We start from the raw sequence: 12,236 nt of genomic DNA, 5'->3' as shown, positions 1-12,236 counted from the left end.
ATGACAACGGCGCTCCGAGGAGCGCCGTCGTTGAAACAAACAGAAGAAACGCGAAATCAACGCTGCTTCGCGAAGTCCTTGATAAACAGCGTCGTCAGCGCGCCAAGCACGCAGATCGCGGCCACGTACATCGGCGCGGCCATCGGGTTGGACTTCATCATCAGCGACACAGCGATCGGCGTCAGACCGCCAAACACCGCATACGCGACGTTATACGAGAACGAAATGCCCGAAAAACGCACGACCGGCGGGAACGCCTTGACCATCACGAACGGAATCGCGCCGATCACGCCGACGAACAGACCGGCCAGCGCATACATCGGCACTAGTGCCGAGGTATCGACAGCGAGACGCTGGAACATCACGTAGTAGGTGACCGCCAGCGCGAGGCCGCCGATGAAAATCGTCTTGCCCGCGCCGATGCGCCCGGCGATCGAACCCGCCATCACGCAGCCGATCGTCAGGCACAGCGTCGCGACGCAGTTCGCCAGCAATGCCGTGGTCGGGGCAATATGGAATTGCTTTTGCAGCAACGTCGGCGTCATCAGGATCACGACGACGATGGCCGCCGACAGCATCCACGTGAGCAGCATCGACACGATCACGGCGCGGCCGTGGTCGCGCAGCACGGCCTTGAGCGGCACTTCGGCGGCAATCGCCTTGCGCTGCTTGAGTTCGGCGAACACCGGCGTTTCATGCAGCCAGCGTCGCAGATAAACCGAGAACATGCCGAAAACGCCGCCCACCAGGAACGGAATACGCCATGCGTATGCGGAAATTTCCGCAGGCGCAAAGTGATGATTCACCGCCGACGCAATCAGCGAACCGAGCAGGATGCCCGCCGTGAGACCCGCCGTCAGCGTGCCGCACGCGTAGCCGATGTGCCGCTGCGGCACGTGCTCGGACACGAACACCCACGCGCCCGGCACTTCGCCGCCCACGGCAGCGCCCTGCATCACGCGGAACAGCAGCAACAGCACCGGCGCGAGCACGCCGATGCTGGCGTACGTGGGCATCAGGCCCATCAGCAGCGTCGGCACCGACATCAGCAGCACGCTTAGCGTGAACATGCGCTTGCGGCCAAACAGGTCGCCGAAGTGCGCCATGATGATGCCGCCCAGCGGCCGCGCCAGATAACCCGCCGCGAAGATGCCGAAGGTTTGCACCTGACGCAGCCAGTCCGGCATTTCAGTCGGGAAGAACAGCTGGCCGATGGCCGGCGCGAAGAACACGAAAATGATGAAGTCGTAAAACTCCAGAGCCCCGCCGAGCGCGGCGAGGCCGAGCGTCTTGTAGTCGCTGCGCCCAAGAGGGCGTGGGGTGACAGCCTGCGCTCCACCCAGATTTGTCGCTTGCATTGCTATGTCGTGTCTTGGAATTGAGAGCCACACTTGGCGCGTGGAAATACGGCGGTCGTCGGGCGAGAAGTGTGGCAGGCGCTGGGTAGAGCACGGGACACCGGCGCGCCGCCCGGGTAGGGCGGACACGAGGACGACTGGGGCCAGGCGGGGATTTTACAGGATGAAAGCCGTTCGCTTCGGGAAGTGCTTAATTAGATTGGAGAAAGTTCCCTTAAACATACATTTTTGGGTGTCGGGAGGCGCGGCGGGCTATCTGTCGGCGTTAACGCCGGTGAATTCGGATTGTTCCTATGGGGATCGCGGGATGCGCCTCCGAGAATGGCCTCCGGTCCAACCATCCTGAGCCCACATCCCATGCGCATTGCTGTCCTGCAGTCCGACCCGGTCATGCGTCTGTCGATCGAACACGTTATTTCGAGCGCCGGCCACACCTGCGAGGCTTTCGACGACGGGCTCGCATTGTCGAAAGCGCTCGCGCGATCCAGCGTCGACCTGCTGGTACTGGACTGGCGGGGTGCGCGCCTGTCCGGCATCGAAGTGCTGAGGTCGGTCCGCGGCATAGGCGGTGACCGCGTGCCGGTGATTTTCGCGTCGGGCGACACGTCGGAGGTCAGCATGGTGCGCGCGCTCGGCCAGGGCGCCGACGATTACGTCGGCCTGCCGGTGCGCGCGGGCGAGTTCCGCGAGCGCATCGGCGCGTTGTTGCGGCGCGCATACCCGGAACGCTTTGACAGCGCGAACCTGACCGTCGGGCCTTACCGTTTTGATACCCAGCGCCAACTCGTCATGCTGCACGGCCAGCCGATCCAGCTATCCGGCACGCAGTACCGGCTGGCGTCGCTGTTCTTCTCGAACGTCGGCCGCGTGATGTCGCGCGATCACATTTTCGCGATGGTCTGGGGGCGGGAATTCCGCGAATTCACGCGCACCATCGACAGTCACGTTTCGCGACTGCGCCTGCTGCTCGAAATTGACGCGCAGAACGAGTTCCGGCTGCAACCGGTTTATAAAAGCGGCTACCGGTTGCTGCATCTGCGGGAGGGGTGATGGGGCGCCGAAGTGGACGCAGAGGCACCAGCAGGTTTGTTTGGCGCCGCTCGCGCGTGCTAGTGCTTTGGCCGGCTCTCCAAGCCGGCGTTATCTTCAGATGTGCGGCAAAGCAGGCCGGGTTTCGATGGCCGCACGGATCAGCGCTTCGACGGCCTTGCGTTCGTCGCCCGCCAGCGGCAGGCGCGGCGGCCGCACCGGCTCCGTCCCCAGGCCGACAATTGCTTCCGCCAGCTTGATGTTCTGCACAAGTTTCGGCGACACGTCGAGCGCCAGCAACGGCGCGAACCAGCGGTAAATCGCGCGCGCTTCCTCCAGGCGTCCTGCCTTCAGCAGTTTGTAGATCGCCACCGTCTCACGCGGAAACGCGCACACGAGACCCGCCACCCAGCCATGCGCGCCCATCAGCATGGCTTCCATCGCCAGATTGTCGACACCGCACAGGATCGCGAAGCGGTCGCCGACCACGTTGATCAGATCGGTCACGCGCCGCACGTCGCCGCACGATTCCTTGATCGCGACAATTTTCTTCTCGTCGGCGATTTCCGCGAACATTTCGGGCGTCATGTCGACGCCATAGGCGAGCGGGTTGTTGTAGATCATCAGCGGCAGTGCGCTGGCATTGGCGACGCTGCGGAAATGGTTCAACGTCTCGCGCCGGTCCGACAGATAACGCAGCCCCGGCAGCACCATATAGCCCGCCGCGCCGTGACGGCTGCCCGCTTCGGCCTGGCGGCACGCGTCGAGCGTGCTGTTTTCGGCGATCGTCAGCAGAACCGGCACACGGCCGCGCGATGCTTCGACGGCGACGTCGAGCACCTCCAGCTTTTCGTCGAGCGACAGCGTCGACGCCTCACCCAGCGAGCCGCATACGATGATGCCGTCCACCCCCGCGTCGATTTGAGCTTCGATATTCTTGCCGGTCCACACGCGGTCTATGCTGAAATCCGCGTGGAATTTGGTGGTGACTGCGGGCAAAACGCCTTCCCAGATATGCGCCACGACTGCTCTCCTGAGTGTGATGTGTCCAGCGCAGTGTAAGTAGGGAAAATTTCGCCGTCTTGCGTGAATCGCGCGCGGCGGATGACGATTTCGGCACAGGCGGAATGCCTGATACGCCGGCATATTGCGGCTAGACGCCCATCCCACCCGCGCAATACGCGACGTGCCGCGGCGGGCGCGCAATGCGCTTAAGCTAAATAAGAGCGGTTTAGCCAGACCTGTCCCGGCAACCACTTCAAGCCGCGTTCCGCTCCTAAGAACACCTGCCACGCAGCGATCCGGCTATGCCGAAATCGTCACAATCCACGCGCAAGCGCACCAAGACCCGGCGGCCCGGCGTTTCTACCATGGGCGTCATGAAAACCTTAGACATCATCGACTCGCACACCGGCGGTGAACCGACCCGCCTCGTGGTGTCGGGCGGCCCGGATCTCGGCGGCGGCACGCTTGCACAACGGCTCGACGTGTTCCGCACGCAGTTCGACGACTGGCGCGCGGGCATCGTCACGGAGCCGCGCGGCTCGGACGTGGTGGTGGGCGCGCTGCTGTGCGAACCGGACGATCCCGGTTGCGCCGCCGGCGTGATTTTCTTCAACAACGTCGGCTACCTCGGCATGTGCGGACACGGCACGATCGGCCTCGTCGTGTCGCTCGCGCACATGGGACGGATCGGGCCAGGGCGTCATCGGATCGAGACGCCGGTCGGCATGGTCGAGGCGACGCTCAACGAAGACGGCAGCGTCGCCGTGCGCAACGTGCCGGCGTATCGTTACCGCGCGGCGGTCGAGGTGGACGTGCCCGGCCACGGTGTGCTGACCGGCGATATCGGCTGGGGCGGCAACTGGTTTTTTCTGGTCGCCGATCACGGGCATTCTCTCGAAGCCGCGAACATCCCAGCGCTGACCGGTTTCAGTTCGGTGATCCGCGACGCGCTGATCGCGCAGCACATCACCGGCGCGGACGGCGCGCTGATCGACCACATCGAACTCTTCGGACCGGGTTCGCGCGACGGCATCGACAGCCGCAGCTTCGTCCTGTGTCCAGGCAGTGCGTACGATCGCTCGCCGTGCGGCACCGGGACGAGCGCGAAAATCGCGTGCCTTGCCGCCGACGGCAAGCTGGCCGAAGGCGCGGTGTGGCGGCAGGAGAGCATCATCGGCAGCGTGTTCGACGCGAGCTATCGCCACGCGGACGAAGGCGTCTCGGTGATTCCCACCATCACCGGCCACGCGTATGTGACGGCCGAAGCGCGTCTTTGTTTCGACGAACGCGATCCGTTCGCGTGGGGCATCCGCACGGCATGAGCGCGGACGCGTTGATCGTAGGAGCCGGCATCGTCGGCGCGGCGTGCGCGGCGGAGCTGGCCGCGCTCGGCATGCGGGTCGACGTGATCGATGCCCAGGGCGTCGGCGGCGGGGCGACGGCGGCGGGCATGGGTCATATCGTCGTGATGAACGACTCGCCGGGAGAGTTCGCACTGAGTCGTTATTCACGCGATTTGTGGCTGCAACTCGCGCCGCAGTTGCGTACGCGCGATGCGTTTTCGCGCTGCGGCACGCTCTGGATCGCCGAGGACGAAGAGGAATGGCAGGCGGCCCGCGCGATGCATGCCGCGTTCGACGCGCAAGGGATTGCGGCGGAGTTGCTCGATGCCGCTTCGTTGCGCGCGGCCGAGCCGGCGCTGGCGGAGTCGATGGCGGGCGGATTGCGGATCGCGCACGACAGCATCGTGTATGCGCCGACGGTCGCCGAATGGCTGCTGATGCAGTCGCCCCACGCAGCGAATATTCGCGTGCGGCTCGGCACGGAGGTGGCGTCGGTCAGCGGGGACAGCGTCACGCTGACGACCGGCGAGCGCGTGACTGCCGCGCACGTGATCGTGGCGAACGGTCTCGGCGCACAGCGGCTCGTGCGCTCGTTGCCGCTGCAGCCGAAGAAGGGGCATCTGCTGATCACCGACCGTTATCCTGGGCTGATCCGGCATCAACTGCTGGAACTCGGCTATATCAAGAGCGCACATCATGCAACGGGGACGTCGGTGGCGTTCAATGCGCAGCCGCGTCCCACGGGGCAATTGCTGATCGGTTCGTCGAGGCAGTTCGACACGACCGATTCCGCCGTCGAGATGCCCGTGCTGGCGCAGATGCTGGAACGCGCCGCGCGCTATCTGCCGGTCCTGCCGACACTCAACGGGATTCGCGCATGGTGCGGATTTCGCTCCGCTTCGCCGGACGGTTTGCCGCTGATCGGCCCGGCGGGTGATTTTGCGCCGGGGGTTTGGCTAGCCGTCGGGCATGAGGGCCTGGGGGTGACGACGTCGCTCGCCACGGCGAAATTGCTGGCGGCGCAGATTGTGGGGAAAGCTGCGCCGATTCCCCTGGAGCCTTATCTGCCAACGCGTTTTGCGATAGGGGAGAGTCATGTTCGGGGTTGAGGTTGTGCCAGTTCGCGCGACGATAGCTGAGGGCCATGTTGGCGTCGAGGAGGGCGCAGCGAAAGTTGCCGCCGCGCCGTGCGTCGTTCGTGCACGAGTTCTACGAGCGGCTCGACCTATGCCTGACAAGCAAACAACGCAAATCCGCGTGACGATAGACGGCTGGCGCGTCGGCGGCGAAGCAGATGCAGCCGCGGCAGCCGCCGCACTCGATGTCGCAAGCCATGCAATAGCCCCCGCGCCTCTCTCGTGCACGAGTTCTACCGGCGGCTCGACTTATGCCTAACACGCCCACAGCGCAAATCCGGATCACGATAAACGGCCAGCTTATAGGCGTGGAAGCCGGTACGACCGTGGTCGCCGCGTTAGTCCTCGCAGGCTTGCGCGCCACCCGGACTTCAGTCGGCGGCGAGCCGCGCACCGCGCTTTGCGGGATGGGCGTGTGTCAGGAGTGTCGCGTGACGATCGACGGCCGCGCGCACGTTCTGGCGTGCCAGACACTTTGCCGCGAAGGCCTGATCGTCCACACGCTGGATCAGGTGAAGGTATGACACAGCACTTCGATGTCGTCGTCGTGGGCAGCGGCCCGGCGGGCCTGAACGCTGCCTACGCGGCGGCGCGCGAGGGTGCGACGGTCGCGCTGCTTGACGACAATCCGCGCGCCGGCGGGCAGATCTGGCGCCAGGGGCCGGGTCATCCGCCGCAAGCGCCTCTTGCCAATTTGCTCGCTGCATTGAAAGAGCAACGCACGCTGACGCACTGGACCTCGACTCGCGTGATCGCACCATTGGATGCACAGGGTTTGCTGCTGGAATCGGCGGAGCGGGGCGGCATTTGCGTCACCTATGGCCGCCTGATTCTCGCGACCGGCGCGCGCGAGCGGTTGTTGCCGTTCGAGGGCTGGACGCTGCCCGGCGTGACCGGCGCTGGCGCCTTGCAGGCGCTGATCAAAGGCGGCATGCCGGTGCGTGACGAGCGGATCGTGATTGCGGGTAGCGGACCTTTGCTGATCGCCGCGCTCGCGACTGCGCGGGCGGCGGGCGCTCGCGTGATAGCGGTAGTGGAGCAGGCTTCCGCTTTCGATGTCGCGCGTTTCGGCGCTTCACTGCTGGTCGAACCCGCGAAGCTGCGGCAGGCGCTCAGCATGACACGCGGTTTCGCCGGACTGAATTACTGGACCGGCAGCGTGATCCGAAACGTGCAGGGTAGTGGTCGCGTGGAGCGTGTGACCATCCGGCGAGGCAACGGCAATCGCGAAGTGACGCTCGATTGTGACCGCGTCGCGTGTGGCTTCGGTCTTGTGCCGAATATCACGCTGGCGTTGGCGCTGGGTTGCGAGATCGGCGAAACGGGGGGAATCGTCGTCGACGATGCGCAGCGAACCTCCGTGGACAACGTGTTCGCAGCCGGAGAATGCACGGGGATCGGCGGCGCGGAACTGGCTGCCGTGGAGGGCGAGATCGCGGGCCTCGTCGTCAGGAGCGCGGCGGCATCGATTGCAAGCGGCGAGCGTGTCACGAGCGATCACTCTGCCAGAAACGCTACGCGTGATGACATCGCAAGTCTCTCCGTGCTGCAAACCCGGCGTGCCCGCTGGCGCCGCTTCGCGCAACGCGTCGAACGGGCCTTCGCTTTGCAGGACGCGGCCCTTACCGTGCCCGCCGACGACACCTTGCTGTGCCGCTGCGAAGACGTGAGCATCGGAGAAGTGCGCGCCTGCGCGAACTGGCGCGACGCCAAACTGCATACGCGCTGCGGCATGGGCGCGTGTCAGGGGCGCATCTGCGGATCGGCGGCAAGCCTGTACTTCGGCTGGCCGGCCGTCATACCACGACCGCCGTTCAATCCCGCGCAAATCGGCACGCTGATGATGAAACCCGCCGCCGACCCGACCTCCGCCGAATAACCTCGGCAGCACGATATTGACGTCACCTGCACCGCTCTATAATCGTTCGCACACGTCGGCGGCCTCGCCGAACCGGCGAACTTATCCGCGAACGCACTCATTCACGCTCGGATCAACGGGACCCGCACGATGAACACGCTGGCTCACTCGCTCGCTCCAGACGATGCAACCCTCTCCGGCATGCTGTCGCACTTCCGGTTGCTCGAACCGGTATTCGACGCGATGCCGGACGTGGTTTTCTTCGTCAAGGACGCCGACGCGCGCTATGCGCTGGTCAACCGCACGCTGGCCTCGCGCTGCGGTTTCAAGGAGAAGGCGGCGCTGCTCGGCAAGACCGCCGAAGACGTTTTCCCGCGACGCTTCGGGCGCATTTACACCGCGCAGGACAAGGCGATCATCGGCGTCGGCAACCAGATGCTTGATCAGCTGGAACTGCATCTGTATCCGGGCCGTCAGCCGGGCTGGTGTCTGACCTGCAAACAGCCGCTGCGTGACCCGTCGGGCAAGGTGGTCGGTCTCGCCGGCATTTCGCGCGATCTGAAGGCGGATGAAAGCAGCCATCCCGCGTACAGTCGGCTTGCCGCAGTCGTGCAGTCCATCCAGGAAAATTACGTGCAGCCGCTGAATCTGAAACAGCTTGCGGCGATGGCGGACATGTCGGTCGCGCAACTGGAACGTTATTTTCACAAGGTGTTTCACTTGACGCCGCGCCAGGTGTTGCTGAAAACGCGTCTGGATGCGGCTACGGCGTTGCTGGTTTCCGAGGACAAGGTTACCGATGTCGCCGCGCTCTGCGGATACACCGATCACAGCGCGTTCACGCGGCAATTCAAGGCGACGGTCGGCATCACGCCGACCGAATACCGGATGCTGCTGCACGGCACATCGCGGAGCTGAGCGGTTGCATATGGGGCGTCGCGGGAATCACTATTACGTCTATGTCGTCGCGCTAGACGACACCGTCTGGAACGAAGCGCGCTTTCGTCGCGCGAATCCGGATTACCGGTTCGACAAACCTTGCGTCTACGTGGGGATGACCGGGCTCGACCCGGACCTGCGCTTCGACCGGCACAAGGCGGGTATTCAAGCCAACCGCTACGTACGCGATTATGGCCTGCGGCTCGTGCCGGAATTGTATGAAGTGTTCAATCCGATGCCGTATCGCGGCGCTCAGGATATGGAAGTGGAACTGGCGATTGGGCTGCGCGAAGCGGGATACGGCGTCTGGCAAGCGTGAAGCATTCGCGACGTGGAGAATTTGCCCGTCTGGGCGAAGGGAGCGTGGCAGGCGTCCCTCGATGAACTGCTGTGCGCGAAGAACGCGCAAATAGCGAAAAACCTTCAAAAAACCTTATTTGATGCCAAGTCCGCGCAAAACGGCATTGCCTTCGTGCGTGAGGCGGATATGCGAAGCGCCTGCGTCGCCGGAAACGGTTTCGATCAGACCGGCTTCGTGAAGCTGCGGAATCTCGGGTTTCGCGGATGCGTCGATCGGCGCGTGCAGCAACAGCAGCAGCGTTGCCAGTTCATGGTGGCTCAACAGACGGCGCAGGATGGTAGGGCGCTTGGCCGGTGCCGCAGTTTCGTTAGTGTTGTGATCGGGCTGGTTCATGGTGCGCACCTCGTGCGGGGTAAAGTCCGGTGCATGATGCGGACGAAGTCTTAAACGATTCTTAAGACTCCATTGTCCTGTAACACCGTGACACGAAGATTGCACTGGAACAACTTTCCGACACGTCGCAGGCGATTTTGTGTCGCTGAAGCTTACGGTCTATTACGGTTCGTTGCGCCGCCAGGCCTTACGGAGCGCAGGTTTTACCCGCCGCCTCGATCCACAGATTGTTGACGTGACGCTTACCCGCGTAAAAACGGTACGTGGTCGCGCCATTGTCGCTGCGCACCTTGACGATGTTCGAATCGCCGAAATCCAGCATCTGACCCTGAGGGATCTCGGTGGATTTGAACGAGGCGTTGTGTTTGGTCGCCACTTGCGTCATGCAGGCAACGACGTCGTTGACCGAGCGCTGCGTGGTGGTATCCGTGACGGGCTCGCCGGCATCCGGATTCTTCTGGAAGTACGCGCAAGCGCTGAGAAGCAGGGGAACTGACAGGACTACGGCAAACTTCTTCATATCTCTCCTGGCGTTTTCATTCGGCCGACTGGCGCGGCCGGGCGGTATAGGCCGGTAAATCAGCCGCACATTATATCGGGGCGGCGCCGTTGACCGATCCGGAGTCGCATGTGCCGTGCCCGGGAGACCGACACGAGCGGGTCGCGCACGGTTGTTTGAACGGCTGAAAAAAGAAACGCCCCACTGTCTGAATCATCCAGAGGGGCGTTCCGCGCGGGCACAAGCCCGTTTTCTTACTTGCGACGCTGAGCCTGCGCCGCCAGTCTCACCGCGGCATTCGCCGCGCCGTATCCGTCATATCCGCCGCGTCGCTCGACGATTTCCAGGAAGAAGCGCTGATCCAGTTGCTCCGTATAGGCGTGGAAAAACTCGCCGCCGCGCTCGTCGCGGTCGTACAGGATATTGTTCGCGCGCAACGCGTCCAGCATGTCGTCGGGCAGCGCGTAGCGCGCCGCCAGATCGTCGTAATAATTGCGCGGGATGCGCAACACTGGCAGGCCATCGGCGACGAATTCGGGGATCGCGCTGAAAATATCGCCGGTGCTGAAGGCGACGTGATTCAGACCCGAGCCGTGATACGTGTGCAGCGCCTCGGCCACCGCCGTGTGGTGATCGACGGACGCGTTCAGCACGATTCGCACCGAGCCGTCATGGCTGCGCAATGCGCGGCTGCGCACCAGTCCGTACGGATCGGGCACCAGCACGCCCGGCTCCGCCTGGAAACCCAGCGCGGTTCGCAGGAACAGCACCCAGGTATCGAGCGAATTCGCGGGCACCGACAGGCAAACATGGTCGATCCGGCTGAGCGGGCCCACTTCGGTCGGGCCGTTGACGTCGGTCAGCACGAAATCGGCTTCGAACAGCGTGGGCTGGTCCGGTGTTTCGTCGACGAAATAGTTCAGGCTGCTGTCCGGTGCCTGCACGGCAGGCAGCACGCGTTCGTTCGGGCCGATCTGCCCCGAGAACGGCGCGTAGCCGAAACCGGCGGCGCGCTCAAACGCCTGATTGGCGTCGTCCACCCGGAACGCAGACGCGCACAGCGACAAACCGTGTTGCTGGAAGAACGCATTGGCGAACGAATCCGGTTCGGCGTTCAGCACGATCGACGCCGCGCCGTGCTGATACAGCGTCACGTCTTTCGAACGATGCTGGCCGGCCTGGCGAAAGCGCAGCTTGCCGAGCCAGTCGACGAGTTGCGCGCGGGTGGTGTGATCGACCGCGAATTCGAGGAACTGGTAGCCGACGTGCGCGGGCGCAGCGGGCGACTTGTACAGATCGCCGACCGGCTGCTGCGCGGCTTCGAGCACCTTGCGGGTCTGCTCTTCGAGGAACAGCAGCGAGCGATGGCCGTCGGCCGCGGTAATCGTGGTCGGCGCGGCGCGAAAACCATCATTGAAAATTTCCAGCGACAGCGGGCCTTTGTAGCCCGTTTTCACAACTTGCGCGGTGAAATTCGCCAGATCGAAATCGCCTTGACCCGGGAAGCAGCGGTAGTGACGGCTCCATTCGAGCACGTCCATCGCGAGCTTCGGCGCGTCGGCGATCTGCACGAAGGCGATACGGTCGCCCGGAATCTCGGCGATCGCGTCGACGGTGTCGTTCAGTGAAAGCGTATGAAAGCTGTCGAGCACCAGCCCGAGATTCGGGTGATTGACCGCGTCGACCAGCTTCCACGCGTGGCGATAAGTCTTCACGTGCTTGCCCCACGCCAGCGCCTCGTAACCGGCGATCACACCGGCCTCGCCGGCCGCGCGGGCCAGTGCGCCCAATTGGTCGATCATCAGCGAGTCGTCGCCGATGGTGTCGGGCGACACGTTGCTGCACACCAGAATGCGGTCGGTGCCTAACTCATGCATCACGTCGAACTTGCGCTTTGCACGGTCGAGATTGCGTTCGAGACGCTCGGCGCTCACACCGTCGAAATCGCGGAACGGCTGGAACAGCATGATCTTCAGCCCGAGATCGTCGGCGATGCGCCGCACGTCGGCGGGCGAGCCGTCGAAGTACAACAGGTCGTTCTCGAAGATCTCGACGCCTTCGAAGCCCGCCGCCCGGATCGCGGTCAACTTCTCGACGAGGGTTCCGCTAATCGACACGGTGGCAATCGAACGTTGCATGAACGGCTCCTGCGTTAACTATCAAACGGCGGTTGAAGAATACGTACGACGGCTAGCTTGCCGGATCACCCATGCATTGCCTTTGAAGGCAGCGATGCGGCGATGCGCAGACAGGCAAGCGGCGCTGGGCGCTACACCCGCGGTGGACAGACCCGCTATACACATTATGCGCATTCCACGCTTGCAAGACGCAGGCCAGACTGACCCACACTAACCGGAGTTTCGCCAGTGTATACA

General features: G+C 63.7%; 12 protein-coding genes. 7 read left to right on the top strand and 5 right to left on the bottom strand.

All coding sequences use genetic code 11. The annotated features are described in order from the left end of the window. Positions 1-56: 56 nt before the first annotated feature. Positions 57-1,358 (bottom strand): MFS transporter, encoded by a 1,302-nt coding sequence (locus BLS41_RS25020; protein ID WP_074769714.1) that lies wholly within the window; start codon positions 1,356-1,358, stop codon positions 57-59. Positions 1,359-1,715: 357 nt separating this feature from the next. Here BLS41_RS25020 and BLS41_RS25015 point away from each other — a divergent pair, with 357 nt between their 5' ends. Beyond that, positions 1,716-2,408: a response regulator transcription factor gene (locus BLS41_RS25015; protein ID WP_074769712.1), complete on the top strand. Its 693-nt coding sequence runs from the start codon at positions 1,716-1,718 to the stop codon at positions 2,406-2,408. 96 nt (positions 2,409-2,504) lie between these two features. Here the strand turns inward: BLS41_RS25015 and BLS41_RS25010 are convergent, their stop codons facing one another. Further along, positions 2,505-3,410 carry a dihydrodipicolinate synthase family protein gene (locus BLS41_RS25010; RefSeq protein WP_074769710.1) on the bottom strand — a complete coding sequence of 302 codons (906 nt, stop codon included), beginning with the start codon at positions 3,408-3,410 and terminating at the stop codon, positions 2,505-2,507. A gap of 347 nt (positions 3,411-3,757) precedes the next feature. Here BLS41_RS25010 and BLS41_RS25005 point away from each other — a divergent pair, with 347 nt between their 5' ends. From BLS41_RS25005 to BLS41_RS24980, 6 genes are all read left to right on the top strand, one after another. Further along, a complete protein-coding gene (locus BLS41_RS25005; protein ID WP_074769708.1) occupies positions 3,758-4,714 on the top strand; it encodes a 4-hydroxyproline epimerase in 957 nt (318 codons plus the stop codon). Next, a complete protein-coding gene (locus BLS41_RS25000) occupies positions 4,711-5,844 on the top strand; it encodes an NAD(P)/FAD-dependent oxidoreductase (protein ID WP_074769706.1) in 1,134 nt (377 codons plus the stop codon). Before BLS41_RS25005 ends, BLS41_RS25000 begins: the two co-directional genes overlap by 4 nt. 278 nt (positions 5,845-6,122) lie before the next feature. Continuing rightward, the gene (locus BLS41_RS24995; RefSeq protein WP_074769704.1) at positions 6,123-6,395 is read left to right on the top strand and encodes a (2Fe-2S)-binding protein; all 273 of its coding nucleotides are present in this window, start codon (positions 6,123-6,125) and stop codon (positions 6,393-6,395) included. Continuing rightward, entirely contained in the window at positions 6,392-7,750 is a 1,359-nt protein-coding gene (locus BLS41_RS24990) for an FAD-dependent oxidoreductase (RefSeq protein WP_074769702.1), read from the top strand. The genes BLS41_RS24995 and BLS41_RS24990 overlap by 4 nt, the downstream gene beginning before the upstream one ends. Positions 7,751-7,879: 129 nt before the next feature. Further along, positions 7,880-8,647, top strand: a complete 768-nt coding sequence (locus BLS41_RS24985; RefSeq protein ID WP_074769700.1) for an AraC family transcriptional regulator — start codon at positions 7,880-7,882, stop codon at positions 8,645-8,647. A 10-nt stretch (positions 8,648-8,657) separates the two neighbouring features. Next, positions 8,658-8,987, top strand: a complete 330-nt coding sequence (locus tag BLS41_RS24980; protein ID WP_074769698.1) for a hypothetical protein — start codon at positions 8,658-8,660, stop codon at positions 8,985-8,987. 114 nt (positions 8,988-9,101) lie between these two features. Here the strand turns inward: BLS41_RS24980 and BLS41_RS24975 are convergent, their stop codons facing one another. The 3 genes from BLS41_RS24975 to BLS41_RS24965 all read right to left on the bottom strand — a co-directional run bounded on the left by BLS41_RS24975 (position 9,102) and on the right by BLS41_RS24965 (position 11,999). Beyond that, positions 9,102-9,362, bottom strand: a complete 261-nt coding sequence (locus BLS41_RS24975) for a hypothetical protein (RefSeq protein ID WP_074769696.1) — start codon at positions 9,360-9,362, stop codon at positions 9,102-9,104. A gap of 187 nt (positions 9,363-9,549) precedes the next feature. Next, complete coding sequence (locus BLS41_RS24970) at positions 9,550-9,882, bottom strand: hypothetical protein (RefSeq protein ID WP_074769694.1); 333 nt, start codon at positions 9,880-9,882, stop codon at positions 9,550-9,552. A gap of 233 nt (positions 9,883-10,115) precedes the next feature. Continuing rightward, positions 10,116-11,999: a bifunctional sugar phosphate isomerase/epimerase/4-hydroxyphenylpyruvate dioxygenase family protein gene (locus BLS41_RS24965; RefSeq protein ID WP_074769692.1), complete on the bottom strand. Its 1,884-nt coding sequence runs from the start codon at positions 11,997-11,999 to the stop codon at positions 10,116-10,118. Between the last annotated feature and the right edge of the window lie 237 nt (positions 12,000-12,236).

It is taken from the genome of Paraburkholderia fungorum (assembly GCF_900099835.1).
Lineage (GTDB): Bacteria > Pseudomonadota > Gammaproteobacteria > Burkholderiales > Burkholderiaceae > Paraburkholderia > Paraburkholderia fungorum_A.
The sequence above is the reverse complement of the archived record's forward strand: the minus strand, read 5'-3'. Positions and strand labels throughout refer to the sequence as shown.